The 15201-nt window shown below is 36.0% G+C and carries 21 protein-coding genes; 11 read left to right on the forward strand and 10 right to left on the reverse strand.

The window, feature by feature from the left end; translation table 11 throughout:
• Positions 1-7 precede the first annotated feature (7 nt).
• From CYP64_RS07500 to CYP64_RS07515, 4 genes are all read right to left on the reverse strand, one after another.
• Positions 8-319 carry a hypothetical protein gene (locus tag CYP64_RS07500; protein ID WP_051288446.1) on the reverse strand — a complete coding sequence of 104 codons (312 nt, stop codon included), beginning with the start codon at positions 317-319 and terminating at the stop codon, positions 8-10.
• Positions 320-350: 31 nt separating this feature from the next.
• Entirely contained in the window at positions 351-1001 is a 651-nt protein-coding gene (locus CYP64_RS07505) for a ferritin-like domain-containing protein (RefSeq protein ID WP_103589311.1), read from the reverse strand.
• A complete protein-coding gene (locus CYP64_RS07510; RefSeq protein WP_021091233.1) occupies positions 994-1317 on the reverse strand; it encodes an HMA2 domain-containing protein in 324 nt (107 codons plus the stop codon). Before CYP64_RS07510 ends, CYP64_RS07505 begins: the two co-directional genes overlap by 8 nt.
• 101 nt (positions 1318-1418) lie before the next feature.
• Entirely contained in the window at positions 1419-1865 is a 447-nt protein-coding gene (locus tag CYP64_RS07515; RefSeq protein ID WP_103625170.1) for a Fur family transcriptional regulator, read from the reverse strand.
• A gap of 150 nt (positions 1866-2015) precedes the next feature.
• Between CYP64_RS07515 and CYP64_RS07520 the strand changes: the two genes are divergently transcribed.
• On the forward strand, positions 2016-2225 hold the full coding sequence (locus tag CYP64_RS07520; protein WP_002942234.1) for a hypothetical protein: 210 nt from the start codon (positions 2016-2018) through the stop codon (positions 2223-2225).
• Positions 2226-2316: 91 nt separating this feature from the next.
• Here CYP64_RS07520 and CYP64_RS07525 read toward each other — a convergent pair whose 3' ends face one another.
• The gene (locus tag CYP64_RS07525; RefSeq protein WP_103649274.1) at positions 2317-2979 is read right to left on the reverse strand and encodes a lipid-binding SYLF domain-containing protein; all 663 of its coding nucleotides are present in this window, start codon (positions 2977-2979) and stop codon (positions 2317-2319) included.
• A gap of 117 nt (positions 2980-3096) precedes the next feature.
• Between CYP64_RS07525 and CYP64_RS07530 the strand changes: the two genes are divergently transcribed.
• Complete coding sequence (locus CYP64_RS07530; RefSeq protein WP_103649275.1) at positions 3097-3705, forward strand: trimeric intracellular cation channel family protein; 609 nt, start codon at positions 3097-3099, stop codon at positions 3703-3705.
• Positions 3702-4688 carry an SAM-dependent methyltransferase gene (locus CYP64_RS07535; protein ID WP_103649276.1) on the forward strand — a complete coding sequence of 329 codons (987 nt, stop codon included), beginning with the start codon at positions 3702-3704 and terminating at the stop codon, positions 4686-4688. The genes CYP64_RS07530 and CYP64_RS07535 overlap by 4 nt, the downstream gene beginning before the upstream one ends.
• Here CYP64_RS07535 and ybaK read toward each other — a convergent pair.
• Positions 4677-5159: a Cys-tRNA(Pro) deacylase gene (ybaK, locus tag CYP64_RS07540; RefSeq protein ID WP_103649277.1), complete on the reverse strand. Its 483-nt coding sequence runs from the start codon at positions 5157-5159 to the stop codon at positions 4677-4679. The genes CYP64_RS07535 and ybaK overlap by 12 nt on opposite strands.
• Before the next feature lie 57 nt (positions 5160-5216).
• On the opposite strand from ybaK, the gene fliL reads away from it, so the two are divergent.
• The 3 genes from fliL to CYP64_RS10355 all read left to right on the forward strand — a co-directional run bounded on the left by fliL (position 5217) and on the right by CYP64_RS10355 (position 7009).
• A complete protein-coding gene (gene fliL / locus CYP64_RS07545) occupies positions 5217-5753 on the forward strand; it encodes a flagellar basal body-associated protein FliL (RefSeq protein WP_103559249.1) in 537 nt (178 codons plus the stop codon).
• Positions 5750-6094 (forward strand): holo-ACP synthase, encoded by a 345-nt coding sequence (acpS, locus tag CYP64_RS07550; protein WP_103649278.1) that lies wholly within the window; start codon positions 5750-5752, stop codon positions 6092-6094. The genes fliL and acpS overlap by 4 nt, the downstream gene beginning before the upstream one ends.
• 144 nt (positions 6095-6238) lie before the next feature.
• The gene (locus tag CYP64_RS10355) at positions 6239-7009 is read left to right on the forward strand and encodes a hypothetical protein (RefSeq protein WP_103649279.1); all 771 of its coding nucleotides are present in this window, start codon (positions 6239-6241) and stop codon (positions 7007-7009) included.
• Positions 7010-7148: 139 nt separating this feature from the next.
• Here CYP64_RS10355 and radA read toward each other — a convergent pair whose 3' ends face one another.
• The 4 genes from radA to CYP64_RS07575 are packed head-to-tail and all read right to left on the reverse strand — an operon-like array spanning position 7149 to position 10317.
• Positions 7149-8489 carry a DNA repair protein RadA gene (gene radA, locus CYP64_RS07560; protein WP_103649280.1) on the reverse strand — a complete coding sequence of 447 codons (1341 nt, stop codon included), beginning with the start codon at positions 8487-8489 and terminating at the stop codon, positions 7149-7151.
• A complete protein-coding gene (locus CYP64_RS07565) occupies positions 8464-8826 on the reverse strand; it encodes a VanZ family protein (RefSeq protein ID WP_103649281.1) in 363 nt (120 codons plus the stop codon). The genes radA and CYP64_RS07565 overlap by 26 nt, the downstream gene beginning before the upstream one ends.
• The gene (gene ftsY / locus CYP64_RS07570) at positions 8819-9685 is read right to left on the reverse strand and encodes a signal recognition particle-docking protein FtsY (protein WP_103649282.1); all 867 of its coding nucleotides are present in this window, start codon (positions 9683-9685) and stop codon (positions 8819-8821) included. Before ftsY ends, CYP64_RS07565 begins: the two co-directional genes overlap by 8 nt.
• Complete coding sequence (locus CYP64_RS07575) at positions 9685-10317, reverse strand: TlpA family protein disulfide reductase (protein ID WP_054196779.1); 633 nt, start codon at positions 10315-10317, stop codon at positions 9685-9687. The genes ftsY and CYP64_RS07575 overlap by 1 nt, the downstream gene beginning before the upstream one ends.
• Positions 10318-10366: 49 nt before the next feature.
• On the opposite strand from CYP64_RS07575, the gene CYP64_RS07580 reads away from it, so the two are divergent.
• Genes CYP64_RS07580 through CYP64_RS07600 form a run of 5 tightly spaced genes read left to right on the forward strand, consistent with a single transcriptional unit; the run spans position 10367 to position 14994 of the window.
• On the forward strand, positions 10367-11011 hold the full coding sequence (locus CYP64_RS07580; protein ID WP_103649283.1) for a 5-formyltetrahydrofolate cyclo-ligase: 645 nt from the start codon (positions 10367-10369) through the stop codon (positions 11009-11011).
• Entirely contained in the window at positions 10932-12485 is a 1554-nt protein-coding gene (rny, locus tag CYP64_RS07585; protein WP_103649284.1) for a ribonuclease Y, read from the forward strand. The genes CYP64_RS07580 and rny overlap by 80 nt, the downstream gene beginning before the upstream one ends.
• Positions 12486-12494: 9 nt before the next feature.
• Positions 12495-13091, forward strand: a complete 597-nt coding sequence (locus CYP64_RS07590) for a lipid-binding SYLF domain-containing protein (protein WP_054196777.1) — start codon at positions 12495-12497, stop codon at positions 13089-13091.
• Positions 13091-13657, forward strand: coding sequence for a DedA family protein (locus CYP64_RS07595; RefSeq protein WP_021091280.1), 567 nt, complete (start codon positions 13091-13093; stop codon positions 13655-13657). The genes CYP64_RS07590 and CYP64_RS07595 overlap by 1 nt, the downstream gene beginning before the upstream one ends.
• Positions 13654-14994, forward strand: a complete 1341-nt coding sequence (locus tag CYP64_RS07600; RefSeq protein ID WP_103649285.1) for a DUF945 family protein — start codon at positions 13654-13656, stop codon at positions 14992-14994. The genes CYP64_RS07595 and CYP64_RS07600 overlap by 4 nt, the downstream gene beginning before the upstream one ends.
• Positions 14995-15201: the final 207 nt, after the last annotated feature.

Consider the following 15201-nt stretch of genomic DNA (forward strand, 5'->3'; position numbering starts at 1 on the left):
TCTATCCTTAAGCTATATCGTTTGGTGTGATAGCTTTTGGAGCAGCTGGCTTTTTAGCGCGTGGTTTTCTTGTTTTCTTTACCACTTTTTCAGCCTCTTTTTCTACTTTTTTAGCACCGCGTTTTGCCTTTTTCTCTTCTTTTACTATAAAGTCTTTTGCATCTTTTGCAACGCTTTTACCTTTTTTGTAAAGATCTTTTGCGGCCTCTTTGCCTTTATCAAAGCCATCTTGGGCGTACTCTTTGATCTTATCTCTTTTATTCCAAGCAGCTATTGCTAAACCGCCTACTGCTAAACCTGCTAAAAATGGTAATGCCATTTTAAATCCTTTCTTTGTTTGATTTTGTAAATTATTCATTTTCTTCATCCTTATTAAAATTTTTGCTAACTACTGAAATGCCTAATGCCCCAAGCGCAAGTCCGCTAAAAAACGAGAAATTTGGATTATTGGTTATCTTTGCTAACTCGCTTTTATCAGCCTTGCCACTTGCGATATTTTGCAAGCTTTTAGTTATCTCATTAAAGTCATTTTGATAGTTTTCTAAAATATTTGTTATGCCATTTTGCTCAAAATTTTGTGAAATTTCGTTTAAATTTAGCTCATTTTTTATTTCACAGCCACTATAAATTTCTTTTAAGCGTTGTTTTAAAGAGGTGACATATTCATTATTTGAAGTAGCCCAAAGTCTAAAAAATAGATCTTTTAGCTCTTCATCATCTAAGCTTTCACAAAATTTTTCATACATTTTATTTAGCTCTAACTCATAGTTTAAAGCTTGTATCAGCGCATCTTCTTTATTTTTTGCTGGCAAAAATATAGCTTCATTTTCGCAAGCAAGCTCATAATCATGTGTGCTCGCAAATTTTTCTATCAAGATGATTGCATTTTTTCTGATATTTGCGATCTCGTTAAAAACATCACCAAATGAAGCTAAATTTTCATATAAGCTAAGTGCGTTCTTTTCGCTAGTATATGATGCATTTAAAAGTTCATTAAGCATATTTCACTTCTTTTGCAACTTCATTTACTCTAGTTGAAATCTCTTCTAAATTTTGTCCTTTTAAGAGATCTTCCCAAAGGTTTTTTGGAAAAATTTCATGATCATATTCGATCGTTACAGAGCCGATTAGCTTGTTAAATTTTACATTTTTTATACCATTTATCTGAGCTATCACATCATCTAGGCTAGCTAAATTTACGCTGCTGCTTAGCTCTTTTATCTTTGGACTAACTCTTACTCTTAATCTACCGTTTGTGTGAGCTATCATTGAAAAATAGCTTGCAACTTGTGCTAAAGTTTGTGTTTTTATATCCATTTTCATCCTTTTTTTAATTGCGTATTATCTATTTCATAGCTTAAATAAATCTGAAATTTTTTTGTCTTTCATTATCAAAAAGTAAAATGAAATGATAAAATTTAATTTTCATTTTTCTCTTGGCAATCACTGCAAATACCATAAAGTATCATTGTATGCGACTGCTCACTAAAATTTTTTTCTTTGCAAATTTGCTCTTGCCTTTGCTCTATCATCTCATCTTCAAAATCAACTATCTTTTCACAAATTTCACATATCAAATGATCGTGCGATGATTTTAAATTTAGTTCAAATTTCTTTACTCCATTTTCTTCAAAGCAGTTTGCAAGATGATGCATTTCGAGAAAATTTAAAAACGAGTAAATTGATGTCATTGAAATTTCATTCTTGTGGATTTTGTAAATTTCTGAAGAAATTTCTTGAGCACTTAGATGAGAGTTACTAATGAAAAGTACATGCAAAATTTGTTCTTTTAACTCTGAGCTTTTTTGTCCAAAGGCTTCCAAAAACTCTTTAAAATGCTTATAAAATAGTTCAAAATTATCCACAAAAACCTAACTAAAATGATAATGAATATAAGGATTTTACAACTTTACTTATAAAAAAAGCATAAAATTTCTTACGAATTTCAAGTAAAGTATTTTATAAGATTGTTTTGGTATAGTGTCGCATTTTTTAAATCAAAATTAAGGAATAAAATGACTTACGACGAGCTTGAATTAGACGCCGTTTTGTTAGAGGTTTTAGAAAATAGAGGCAGTTTTGATTCTATGGACGATGAGGAGCTTTACGAGCTTATCGAACAAGTTGCACAATATACAGATGGCGATTACGAAGAAGCGTTTGAGTATATGACTCAATTTTCTCCAATCCCTAAAAAACGCTTTGTTTCACTATTTATGGTTTAGCAAAAAGCTAAGCCATAACTTCTATAAAATTAATCAAAAAAGTAAAAATAAAAAGAGCTCTTGACCCACTTAATGAGCCAAGAAATTTGAGCTATAAGAAGTATTTTGAGATTATTTCTTTAAATTTCAGAGTGTATTTGCTAGCTTTTGGGCTATTGTTGTAGATATTTTCAAAATCATACATTCGCTCATAGTAATCATTTGTATCTTGTATATTTATTTTAAGCCTTGCCACATCTAGGCTAACGCCTACAAAAGCACCACTTGTCTTGCCACGCTCCTCAGCAAATGCTGAAATTTCAGGCAAATCACTTGTGATCGCTACTTCATTACCAACGCCACCAGTTGCTTCTGCTTTTAGGCTGATCGTATCTTTTGCATTAAATAAATTTGCATAAGCTTCTGAATTTTTAAATAAGATAATCATATCAGCTGAGCTGTAACCAAGCTGTAAGCCTATGCTACCAGATGTGTAATTTGCAAAAAATGGGCTTGACCATTCACCATCATCGTTTTTAGCGATAAATACGCCTTTACCTGTAGAGCCAGTTACAACAGCGCCTACTTTTGTCACATCAGGGATTATGGCGATCGCTTTTATGCCTTCAAATTTAGTGTTTGGCTTTAAATTTCTTGTACCAAAAGCGTTTAAAATATTTATTGCATTTTTTAGCTTTTGATTTTGGATCACATCAGCATTTAGGTATGGCGTGAAAAATAAACCAGCAAGAAATATGATTAATAGTCTTTTCATTAAAATTCCTTCCTTAAAATTTTCGTTATTATAGCCTAAAATAAACTAATGGTAAAAATATTATTAATGATTTTTTATGAGAGTTCATTATAGAATGCGACCTTTTAAGGAAAAAATATGAGTTTAATACTTTTTGTCGAATACGTCGGTATCGCATCAGCTGCACTTAGCGGGTTTTTATTTGCAGTAAAAAAGGAGTGTGATTGGCTTGGAGTCTTTTTGTCTGCATTTTTGACTGCACTTGGTGGCGGTATCATGCGTGATATGCTCGTTGGTAGGGCAGTTTATTCATTTACGCACTATATGCCAGTAAGCGTTGTTATTTTTATGTTGATTGTTTCAAGAGCGGCAAATTTACACATAAAAAGAGAAGGTTTGGAGCGAAAATTTGTATTCATCTTTGCCGATGCGATCGATGTTATCTGTTTTTCGATCGTTGGAGCAATGGTTGCTATTGAGTACAACTACAACATCTTTGGCGTGATGATGATCGCCTTTTTTAACGGCGTTGGCGGCGGTATCTTAAGAGATATATTGCTAAATGAAATTCCATGGTTTTTACGCACCGGACTTTACGGCACGATAAGCCTTGGTGTGGGGCTTGCTTACTTTGTGCTATATCATCTAGGCCTAACCAATATATTTTTTACTATGCTCTTGCTCGCTGCTGGCATTACAGTTAGGATGTTTGCATTTTATAGAGGCTGGAAGCTACCTGATCTATGAAATTTAGCGAGTTTTTTGATATCTGGGTCAATGAAAACTACTATAAATTTGGCGTAGATATCGGCAAAAAGGGCGATTTTTACACAAATGTAAGCGTTGGCTATCTTTTTGGTGCTTGCCTTGCAAACTACTTTTTAAAACTACTTAAAAACAGCGAAATTTCTAGCTCTTGTAAGATTGTGGAGATTGGTGCAAACTCTGGCGATATGCTAGCTGATTTTGCACAAGGGATTTTTACGCTTAACCCAGAAATTTTGCCAAATTTGGAGTTTATCATCATCGAACCTCATGAAATTTTACGTAAAAAACAGCTTGAGACTTTTGCAAAACGCTTTGGCGATGATATCAAAATAAAACACTATAAAAATTTAGACGAGTGTGCATTTGATGAAATTTTTGTCATCTCAAATGAGCTACTTGACGCATTTAGCTGCGAGGTGATAGATGGACAAAATATGCTTTTTGTGGATAGCGATCTAAAATTTCACTGGCAAAAGGCGGATCAAAATTTACTAGCTCTTGCAAAAAAATTTGGCATAAAAAAGGGCGAGATATCAACTAGCTACGCTAAATTTGCGCTCCAACTTGCAAGTGCAGCAAAAAAGGTGAGATTTTTAAGCTTTGACTACGGAGAATTTGAGCCAAAAAATGAATTTAGCCTAAGAGTTTTTAAGGATCATCAAGTTTTTTCTTTGTTTGAAATTTCAAACCTCGAGCCATATTTTAAAAGCTCGGATCTAACATATAGCCTTTGCTTTAAGCAAGTAAAAGAGGCTTTTAGTGAGACTGGCTTTGAGATGCTTAAATTTAAAAAACAAAACGAAGCTTTAGTTTGTGATCTTGGCGTGGATAAAATTTTATCTTTGGTGCTTGAAAAAGGTAGCAAGCAAGCCTATGAAAATGCAGCTAAACAGGCGAAATTTCTACTTTCACCCGAGTTTTTAGGCGAGAAGTTTAAATTTATAGAGTTTTTAAAGAGCTAGCCTAGCGATATTGGCAAAACTTGCCTCGCAAGCCTTTAAAAGATCATTTGGTGCTATTTTTATCTGTTTGCCTCTCACTCCAGCGCTTACTAGCACGTACTCTTGCTCTTTTGCACGTTCATCGATAAATGTGACAAAGTGTTTTTTCATAGCAAGCGGTGAGCAGCCGCCCCTAATGTAGCCAGTGATCTTTTCTAGATCTTTTAAATTTATAAGCTCGCAGCGTTTGGCGCCACACGCGTGAGCAAGTGCTTTTAGATCAAGCTCCAAATCGCCCTGCAAGCAAGCAACAACGAAATTTTTAGGCTCACACTCACAAACGATAGTTTTGTAAATTTGCTTTATATCTTGCTTAGTGCTAGCTGCTACGTGGATGGCTGAAAGATCGTTTAAATCAACTTCATACTCTAAAATTTCATAATTAATTTTTAGCTTGTCTAAAGCTCTAGCAGCATTTGTTTTATGTATCATTTTTCTCATTTTTGCGAATTTTTTGTATAATTATAGCCAAAACTTAAAGGAGGAAAGATGGCTGAAGAAGTTGAAGAGAAAAAAGCAAAAAAAGGTGGCAATGGTGCATTAATGATAATTATCATTGCGATATTTGTTTTGCTGCTAGTTATTGGAGGGCTAGTCGCGTTTTTGATGCTTAGTTCTGACGAGCCAAAAGAGGCAAACATGATGCAAGCACCAGCTCAGACTCAAACGCAGTCCATGCCAGCTCAAAATAAAGCAAAGCACGGTAGCAACGACTATTCAAATATGGGGCCGATATATCCGCTTGATCAGTTTATTGTAAATTTGCTTAGCGAAAATGGCTCAAGATTTCTTAAAACAAAGATCGATATGGAGCAAAGCGATGAGTTGCTAACTCCTGAGCTTGATAAGAAAAAAGCACTTTTAAGAGATATTATTATAAGAACACTTTCATCAAAAACCTACGAAGAAGTAAGCACTACAAAGGGCAAAGATAGGCTAAAAGATGAGATCGTGGGTAAGTTAAATGAAGTGCTAAATGATGGCTACATCAAAAACATATTTTTTACTGATTTTGTGGTGCAATGATAGGCATTGATATCATTCAAATAGATAGAATTTCTAGACTTAAAGCTCGTTATGGCGAGCTTTTTTTAAAAAAATTTCTTAGTGATGACGAGATCGTGCTAGCAAAAAACGATGCGACTTTGGCTGGATTTTGGGCGGCCAAAGAAGCAGCTAGCAAAGCCCTTGGTGTGGGTATTAGCAAAGAGTGTGGTTTTTTAGACATTGAGCTTAGCAAAGACGCAAAAAACGCACCAAAGATAAAATTTAGCACAAAAATTTATACAAATTTTAATATCAAAGAAGCAAGCCTTAGTATAACTCACGATGGCGGATTTGCCGTAGCTGCAGTGATGATTGTCTAAAATTTATGCATTTTTACAAAGCTTTTTAATATCTTTTAGCTACTTCTGATAAATTTAAAAAACGTATTTTTATAAAATTTTTTAAAGAAAAGACGATATCTTTAATTAAGATTTAATGGAGCCAAAGAAACTAAGGATAGTAAAATGCAAATTTCTAATAATCTCCCAACTACTAACTACCTCTCAAGAGAGAACATAGCAAGAGAGATGGGCTTTAAATTTAACGATATCAACGAGATACTTAGTAACGATATGGGTCATGGTATGACATTTCCTAAGTATATGAGCCTAGACGATAAAGCTAAAGCAAGAGAATACGACAGATATGAGCACTCACTCACCGGCTTCGTAAAAGGTGAAGGAGAGGCAAGGATTAGCATACTTGGCAAGCTTATGGGCTATGACGACACTTTTTCAAAAGATAAGATAGATGAGCTACAGAAATTTATAGATGATAGCGGTGCTTTGGGGCTTGAGAGAGCTTTTGGTGACTCAGAGACTTTATCTGTTAACGAATTTATAAAAAGATATACCAGAAAGCATGGTTTCTCTGACTTTACCTTTGGCGGAACAAAAACAGCTAAGTTACTTGATAGCGATATGAGCGTTGATGAGTTTAAAGCTAATTGGACTAAATTTGCACTAAAAAAGCGCTTTGGTTTAGAGCTTGATGAGGAGCTAGCAAAAGAGACTATAAATTCCATTAATGATCTTGAAGCACAAAACGAAGAAGATAAAAAAGAGAAGAAATTTACACCTATACAGGTTACTAAAAAGTCTCAAACCTATAAGTTTGAAGCCGATGAGAGATTTAAAGAGCTTTATAAATTTATAAAGAGTGAATTTGATAGTGGTAAGAGTATGTTTGAAATTTTAGAAAAAGTGGCAAAGCTTAAAGTGGATAAGAGGGCATAGGTATTTTATAAGCAAAGAATGGAATTTTTATAATTTAAATTTCAAAGAAAAAAGCATAGATATCCTAAGACTTATGCAAAAGATAAAAAATATGGTTTAGCCAGCAAAGTATTGATATTAAGTCGCTAGCAAGATAAATTTACATCCACTCAAGCACTTGCGTGATATCTTTGGCGTAAAAGCACTTTAGACCCTGCGTGTCAAGCGGCTTGTTTGGGATGATCGCATTTTTAAATTTCTGCGTTTTTGCCTCTTTTAGTCGCTGATCGAGGTTGAAAATTTCTCTTATCTCGCCGTTTAGACTTAGCTCACCGATGAATACGCTATCCTTGCTAATAGGGCGGTTTTTGAAGCTACTGATTATCGCTGCAATGACGGCTAGATCGGCCGCAGTTTCACTTATCTTAACTCCACCTGAAACGTTTATGAAGACGTCGTAGTGCCCAAGTGGAATTTCTAGCTTTCGCTCAAGAAGTGCTAGCAGCATATCTAGGCGGTTTCTCTCAAAGCCAGTCGAGCTTCTTTTTGGATAGGCGCTTTCGCAAACAAGCGCCTGAATTTCGATGCTAAGCGCCCTTGAGCCTTCCATTATGATGGTTATCGCGCTACCACTCATAGCCCCGCCACGTGTGAAAAATTTACTTGAGACCTCGTTTGCACTCACCAGTCCATGCTGACTCATCTCAAATATACCAACTTCGCTTGTCGAGCCAAAGCGGTTTTTAAACCCACGCAAAATTCTAAGCTCTCTGCTCGCGTCACCCTCGAAATAAAGCACCACATCGACCATGTGCTCAAGCACTCTAGGCCCTGCGATCGAGCCCTCTTTGGTGATATGTCCGATGATGAAAACGCAGATATTTTGGCTCTTTGCAAGCCTCATCAGCTCAAATGTGATCTCACGAACCTGCGTGATTGAGCCCGGGGCAGAGCTTATATTTTGGCTATAAAGCGTTTGTATGGAGTCGATTACTAGCACTTTGTAGTCGCTCTTTTGCACTTCTAGCAGGATATCTTCTAGGCAAATTTCAGTTAATAGGTATAAATTTTTATCCACAGCATTTAGTCTATCAGCTCTCATTTTTATCTGGCTTTGACTCTCTTCGCCGCTTACATAGAGCGTTTTTTTGCCGTCTTTTGCTAAATTTGAGCCAATTTTTAGAAGCAGAGTTGATTTGCCTATGCCTGGACTACCGCCTATTAAAACGAGTGAGCCCTCCACAACACCGCCACCAAGAACAAGGTCTAGCTCGCTATCTTTGGTGCTAAATCTCGTGAAATTTTGAATTTCAACTTCGTCGATGCTTATGGCTTTGCTAGGTGCTCCGGTGCTTTTTGCTATCTCTTTACTTATCTTTATCTCTTGCTGACTAAGCTCGACAAAGCTATCCCAAGCCCCACATTGTGGGCATTTACCCAGCCACTTCGCCTGTTGATTACCGCAGGCTTGACACTCAAAAACTGGCTTTGCTTTTGCCATAAATTATCCTTTTTAAAATTTCAACTATCGTTAGTCCAAAAGCCGCTCCGATCATGTCAGCTACGACGTCAAGTAGGCTAAAGCCCCTGTTTGGTAAAAATGCCTGAACGAGCTCTATTTGCACACCAAAGGCTAAAAGTAGGGCTAAATTTTTAAAAATTTTAAACTCATAGCCAAAGTAGAGCAGTATATAAAGGACGAAAAAAGCTAAAAAATGGTTTGCTTTGTCCCACGAATTTTCGATGATAGTAGGACTTTTTTGAGTAAATGCAAGAAAATCGATCGCCAAAAGAGCAGCGAAAAAGCAAATTTTGCTAAGAAATTTTACTCTACTCAAAAATGGCGTCCATTAGCTCGTCTAAAAACTCGTCTGGGTTAAATTTGATGATATCATCCATGCTCTCACCAACACCTATATAAAATATAGGTAGCTCAAGCTCTCTTGCCACGCCAAATAGCGCTCCACCCTTTGCGGTACCATCAAGCTTTGTGATGATGACACCATCAAGCGAGACAATATCGTTAAACGCTTTCGCTTGCGCAACTCCGGCGTTACCTTGCGTGCCATCAAGAATCAAAATTTTTCGGTGAGGTGCTTTTTCGTAAGCTTTTTTGCTAATACGAACGATCTTTTCTAGCTCGTTTGCTAAATTTGTCTGGTTTTGAAGTCTACCGGCTGTGTCAAGGATGACTCGGTCGATACCTTTTGCAAGGGCTGAGCTAATCGTATCGTAAGCAACAGCCGAAGGATCATGCCCTTGCTGTGTGGCGACTATTGGCACATTTAGCCTAATTGACCATTGGTGTAGCTGCTCGATCGCCCCAGCTCTAAATGTATCACAAGCGCCTAAAATAACGCTTTTACCGTTATTTTTATATAAATTTGTAAGCTTTGCGATTGTGGTCGTCTTGCCAGCACCGTTTACGCCAAGGATGAGATCGACAAATGGCTTATCAGGCTCGATCACACGCTCATTTTCGTAGATAAAATAGCTGCTCATAACGCGCCTTAGATCGGCTCTGTTCACTTCATCTTGTGGTGGCAAGTAGTATAAAATTTCTTCCACGATCTCATAGGCTACGTCAGCTTCAAGCAAAATTTCTTCTAAGCTCTCTTTGTCTATCTTTTTCGACTTCTTCGCTGAGCTTATCGCTCCAAAAGTCTTCTCAAGGCCTTTTTTTAGAAAATCAAGCATTATTTTGTAGCCCTATTTATGTCATTTTCAAGCATCTCTTCAGGCACAAGACCGATGTAGCCTTGAACGTAGTCACCATTTGCTTTAAAAAGTGCTGACGCAGGCAAACCTTTTATGCCGCCCATCGCTTTTTCAAATAAAAAATTCCCCTCGCCAACCGCTACTTCGTATTTTATTTTATATTTTTGAGCAAAATCTTTTACTTCATCTTCACTTTTGTCTTCAAGTAGCACACCAACGATATCTAGTTCGTTTTTAAATTTCTCGCTTAGGTTGTTTAAGTGTGGGATCTCAGCCTTGCACGGAGGGCACCAAGTGGCGAAAAATACGTAAAGAGTTGCTTTTTTGCCATCTTTTACATCAAAGCCATTGCTTCTTTTTGTAATCTGCATAGTTGCTCCACTTAGCAGCTTTAGATTTATCTCTTTTATCTCGCTATCTTGGGCATTTTCACTCATTTTTGGAGTGAGTGAGTCTTTGCTTAAATTTTCATCTTTGCTAGCATTTTTATCTAAAATTTTGCCTTGCGTTTGTTCGCTTGTATTTTGCTCTTTTTTTTGCTTGTTCTCGTCGCCGCATCCAAAAAATGCAAAAATGCAAAGTGATGTTATAATTGCTCGTTTTAATGTCATAAATTTCCTTTTGAATAAGATTTCAGGATTATACAAGAAAGAGCATAAAATGAGCGTTAATTTAGAAAAAAATGAATTTAGAAAAAATGCAAGAGCAAATTTGATGAAACTTACTAAATTTAAGGCCAAATGCTCGCACTATAAAGCTACAAAAACGCTTTTAAAATTGATAAATTTTACAAATTCTAAGAAAGTATTGTTTTATTTGCCACTTAACTACGAAGTTGATGTGCTTAAAATAAGGCGAAATTTATCACGTAAATGTGAAATTTTTGCCCCTTTTATGGTAGGTCTTAGCTTAAAGATGGTAAGATTGCGACTGCCATTTATAACTTATAAATTTAACGTCAGACAGCCATCTGGCAAAAAAATGGATAATGTTAGACTTGATATGGCAGTAGTTCCAGCGATTGGGGTTGATGGAGCTATGGCTAGGATAGGGCACGGAAAAGGATTTTATGATAGATTTTTTGACTCTTTGCCCATTAAGCCAAAACGGATAGTTTTTCTTGAGATAAAAGACTTTTATACCAAAGATGTGCTTTCAAATGCACAAGACGCGGTAGCAGACTTTTATATAACCCCAAATAAAAATTATATAAAAAGAGGAATAAATGATAGAGGTTTTAATAGGCTTAGGAGCCGGTGTGGCGGGCGTTGGAGCAGGGTATCTCTACGCCAAAAAGATAAATGATGCAAACTACAACATCTTCTTAGAACAAGCAAAAGCAAAGGCAAAAGCTATCGAGTATGAGGCTGAGCTAACGCTTAAAAATTCTAAAATTTCAGTACAAGAGGCTGAATTTGAGGCTAAAAAAAAATACGATGACAAGACGACAAAGCTTCAAAAAGAGTATGCAAGTAAATTTGATGAGCTAACCAAAAAAGAGAAAATTTTGCTAAATGAGCAAGAGCTTTTAAACGAAAGTAAAGAGCTTTTTGAAAAGGATAAGCAAGACGCAAAGATAACTTACGAAGAGGGCTTAAATTTAAAAGCGACTTATCAAAACAAGGTAGAAGAAGCGATAAGAGTGCTTGAGCACGCTGCTGGCTTAACAGAAGAAGAGGCAAAAGAGGTCGTACTTAAAAAGGTCGAGGAGAAGTCTCGTGCGGATATCGCTCACATCGTTAGAAAGTATGAAGAAGAGGCTAAAAGAGAGGCTAAAAAGAGGGTTAATTACATCTTGGCGCAAGCTACGTCAAGATTTGCTGGAGAATTTGCGGCTGAGCGTCTAATAAATGTCGTAAATATCAAAAACGATGAGCTAAAAGGTAGGATCATTGGCAAAGAGGGACGTAACATCAAGACCCTTGAAATGGTGCTTGGCGTTGATATTATCATCGACGATACTCCTCATGCGATTATATTAAGTAGCTTCAATCTTTACAGACGTGCGATCGCTACGAGAGTGATCGAGCTTTTGGTGGAAGACGGTAGAATCCAGCCTGCAAGGATAGAAGACCTTCACAAAAAAGTGACTGAAGAATTTGAGCAAAGTATACAAGAAGAGGGCGAAAACATCGTCATGGATCTTGGTCTAAACAAAATTCACCCAGAGATAGTAAAACTAATAGGCAAGCTTAAATTTAGAGCAAGCTATGGTCAAAATGCCCTTGCGCATAGCCTTGAAGTAGCTCACCTTGCTGGCATTATTGCGGCTGAGTGCGGCGGAGATGAGAAGCTAGCTAAAAGAGCTGGCATACTTCATGATATCGGTAAAGCACTAACTCATGAGTATGAGGGCAGTCACGTCGATCTTGGAGCAGAAATTTGCAAACGTTACAAAGAACACGCAGTGGTTATTAATGCTATTTATGCTCACCATGGACATGAAGAAGCTACCAGTATAGAAAGTGCAGCCGTTTGCGCGGCTGACGCGTTAAGCGCTGCCCGTCCAGGGGCAAGACGCGAAGTGCTTGAGAGCTTCCTAAAACGTGTTGAAGAGATCGAGAACATCGCAAAAAGCAAAGAGGGAATCAAACAAGCATATGCAATCAATGCTGGTCGTGAAATTCGTGTCATCGCAAATGCAAAACTTATAAATGACGATGAGGCTGTACTTGTGGCAAAGGAAATTGCACAAGAGATCGAGAGTAAAGTGCAATATCCAGGCGAGATAAAAGTAAGCGTCATCAGAGAGACTCGCGCTGTTGATTTTGCGAAATAACGGCAAGATATGAAATTTCTTTTTTCAATTTTATTATTTTTCTCACTTGGCTTTGCCAGCGAGGAGCTCGTGCTAGATTCGGCAAACTCGTTTATAACAACTATGAGAGGCGCTAGAAACGCTCCTATAAAAGAGCTAATCGAGCAGTCAAAAGCGACGATCATCTTTCCAAGTGTTAAAAAGGTCGGTTTTGTAGTTGGTGGCATGGGCGGAGATGGCATCATGGTTGTTGGCAACATTAACTCGCCAAGTGAAATTTTACCAGTTAGCATAAGTGGCGGCAGTATCGGTATACAGCTTGGTTATGAAGATAGTTCACTTGTACTTTTTATATTTAAAGATAGCATTATCCACGATATTAAAGATGCCAAGATCACGCTTGATACAAAGCTTTCAGTAGCTTTTGGTGACATTGGACGCAATTACAGTAAAGTAAGCGATTTTAAATTTTCAAGTGATATTTACGCATATGCCGCAAATGATGGTTTCTTTGCGGGAGCTAGCTTTGGTGGAGCAGTCATCAGTGCAAGGGAAGAAATTTTAAAGCAAAGTGGCTATGCCTATGAACAGCTAATAGCCTCTGCATCTAAACTTTTAGGAGATTAATGCAAGATATCATAAACTCAGTTTCAACATACGGCTATATTGTATTGTTTTTTTATAGTCTTGGTGGTGGCATGGTTGCATTAATCGCCGCTGGAATTTTAAGTTTTGCTGGCAAGATGGATATCACTCTTAGTATAATTGTCGCTGCTGTGGCAAATACAATCGGTGACACACTAATTTTTTATGTCGCAAGATTTAATAAAAACTCACTTATGCCTTATATCAAAAATCATAAAAGAAAGCTTGCTTATGCAGGAATTTTGGCTAAAAAACACGGCGATAAGATAATATTTATCAAGAAATTTATCTACGGCGTCAAAACTTTGGTTCCTATCGCGCTTGGACTTACGAAATATTCATTTTATAAATTTAGCATTATAAATTTGATCTCGTCAGTGCTTTGGGCGGTCATTATCGGATTTGCCAGCTTTAAAGCGGGTGATTATTTTGTAGGTGCAAGCGACTACCTTGGCGAGCATGGATATATTATGCCTCTTGCTATGGTTTGTTTGTTGCTTGGAATTTGGTTTTTTTTACAACATATTACAAAAAGGAGAAAAGCATGAAAAAGGTGATATCTGCTTTAATCGTAGTTATCGTGGTAGCCATTGGAGCGGTTTATTTTGCTTCAAATGAGGTGGAGAAAAACTATCAAAGGATAGTGAATGATCTAAACAATATTAAGGGCTTTAAAATTTCTAATAACAATTACAAAAAAGGTTTTTTTGGCTCAAAAGGATCATTTGATTTTAGTGTTTCAAAAGATCTTTTGGAAAATATATTTGGTAAAAATGTAAATGAGGATTTGGTTTTTAAAGTAGAAAATGAAATTTCTCACTCAGTGCTTGCATTTATAGATGGCTTTGAAATAGACTCAAAAATTTCTATCCAGAATGATATGATTAAAAACATTATCGCAACATTTATGGGCTCAAATGTCATTGCAACAACTAAAACAAAAGTCAGCCTAACTGGCGATAAAGATGTGGATATTAAATTTAGCAATATTGAATTTAATGATAAGCAAAAAACCGCCGTTAATACAAAAGATATAAAGATTGGTATGACGCTTGATTCAAAAGATAGTATAAACAGCTTAAAGGTTGAAGCAGATAAGATTGTTTTGAAAGATTTTAGTGAGTACAACAAAGTTGATCTAAATATCGAAGGATTTTATATTGACTCAAGTTATAAAGAGCCAGTTAAGATTTCAAAAATTTTAGAAAGCCAGCTTGTACCTTATTTAGCAAAAGTTAAATTTAAAAGGGTGTCTTTCGCATCTAATGATATAAGTAATATTTTGATAGATGACTTTAAGTATGACTCAAAATTTGAAATCTCAAATGATCTTGGAAGATCAGACGATGTTATAAAAATAGGTATAGTAGCAGTTGATAAAGTAAAATATACAGATTTTGTCTTTGATAGCAAAATCGCAAATATCAATGTGGCTGCATTAAATAATGTATTAGACAAGCTTAATAATTTAAATAATGAAGAAAATTATAATGTTTTAGCTGGATTAAATCTTGATGAGATAATAGATCAAATCTTAGAAAAGAATCCAAGTATAAAAATAGATACATTAAGCTTTAAAAAAGGAGATAAGACTTTAAAGCTAAATTTGGATGCAGCAGTAAATGGCTTTAAAAAGGGGACAAATCAGTCAGAAATTTTTGATAAATTATCTCTTAGCGGAAAAATAAGTGTCGATGAAAGTCTGGCGAATTTTTTTGATACATTAGTGCCAGAAGTAGCTTTTGTTGAGCCTACTTTGATATCTGCTGGATATTTTAAAGAAGAGGACAAAAAAGTAATAAGTGAATTTAAATATGATCCAAACAAAAAAGATATTATATTTAATGGAAAAGTTGGACTTCAAAATTTCTTTATGGGTTTTTAAAAATTAGCCTGATTTTTATCTGTATTTAAGCATCACTTCTATATACTTCACTTTCTGTTTTGCAAAACGCAGAGCAGAAAGTTCTTTTAACTTACAATTGTTAAACTATTAGTCAATCTTTGAAATCTAAACAAGTGATCGATTGAGCCAGTCTATTATGATTAAATAATAGATTAGACAAACTAATATAAAAACTAAAAGTTTTTT

The sequence above is a fragment of the Campylobacter concisus genome (assembly GCF_002913945.1).
In the GTDB taxonomy this organism is placed as follows: domain Bacteria; phylum Campylobacterota; class Campylobacteria; order Campylobacterales; family Campylobacteraceae; genus Campylobacter_A; species Campylobacter_A concisus_P.

Bases quoted from the DNA above. Each gene is read 5' to 3' on its own strand.
- CYP64_RS07505 (WP_103589311.1), bottom strand. From the start codon at position 1,001: ATGCTTAATGAACTTTTAAATGCATCATATACTAGCGAAAAGAACGCA.
- CYP64_RS07575 (WP_054196779.1), bottom strand. From the start codon at position 10,317: ATGACATTAAAACGAGCAATTATAACATCACTTTGCATTTTTGCATTT.
- rny (WP_103649284.1), top strand. From the start codon at position 10,932: ATGATAGAGGTTTTAATAGGCTTAGGAGCCGGTGTGGCGGGCGTTGGA.
- fliL (WP_103559249.1), top strand. From the start codon at position 5,217: ATGGCTGAAGAAGTTGAAGAGAAAAAAGCAAAAAAAGGTGGCAATGGT.
- ybaK (WP_103649277.1), bottom strand. From the start codon at position 5,159: ATGATACATAAAACAAATGCTGCTAGAGCTTTAGACAAGCTAAAAATT.
- acpS (WP_103649278.1), top strand. From the start codon at position 5,750: ATGATAGGCATTGATATCATTCAAATAGATAGAATTTCTAGACTTAAA.
- CYP64_RS07580 (WP_103649283.1), top strand. From the start codon at position 10,367: ATGAGCGTTAATTTAGAAAAAAATGAATTTAGAAAAAATGCAAGAGCA.
- CYP64_RS07525 (WP_103649274.1), bottom strand. From the start codon at position 2,979: ATGAAAAGACTATTAATCATATTTCTTGCTGGTTTATTTTTCACGCCA.
- CYP64_RS07590 (WP_054196777.1), top strand. From the start codon at position 12,495: ATGAAATTTCTTTTTTCAATTTTATTATTTTTCTCACTTGGCTTTGCC.
- CYP64_RS07600 (WP_103649285.1), top strand. From the start codon at position 13,654: ATGAAAAAGGTGATATCTGCTTTAATCGTAGTTATCGTGGTAGCCATT.
- CYP64_RS07510 (WP_021091233.1), bottom strand. From the start codon at position 1,317: ATGGATATAAAAACACAAACTTTAGCACAAGTTGCAAGCTATTTTTCA.
- CYP64_RS07500 (WP_051288446.1), bottom strand. From the start codon at position 319: ATGGCATTACCATTTTTAGCAGGTTTAGCAGTAGGCGGTTTAGCAATA.
- CYP64_RS10355 (WP_103649279.1), top strand. From the start codon at position 6,239: ATGCAAATTTCTAATAATCTCCCAACTACTAACTACCTCTCAAGAGAG.
- CYP64_RS07535 (WP_103649276.1), top strand. From the start codon at position 3,702: ATGAAATTTAGCGAGTTTTTTGATATCTGGGTCAATGAAAACTACTAT.
- CYP64_RS07520 (WP_002942234.1), top strand. From the start codon at position 2,016: ATGACTTACGACGAGCTTGAATTAGACGCCGTTTTGTTAGAGGTTTTA.
- CYP64_RS07595 (WP_021091280.1), top strand. From the start codon at position 13,091: ATGCAAGATATCATAAACTCAGTTTCAACATACGGCTATATTGTATTG.
- radA (WP_103649280.1), bottom strand. From the start codon at position 8,489: ATGGCAAAAGCAAAGCCAGTTTTTGAGTGTCAAGCCTGCGGTAATCAA.
- ftsY (WP_103649282.1), bottom strand. From the start codon at position 9,685: ATGCTTGATTTTCTAAAAAAAGGCCTTGAGAAGACTTTTGGAGCGATA.
- CYP64_RS07530 (WP_103649275.1), top strand. From the start codon at position 3,097: ATGAGTTTAATACTTTTTGTCGAATACGTCGGTATCGCATCAGCTGCA.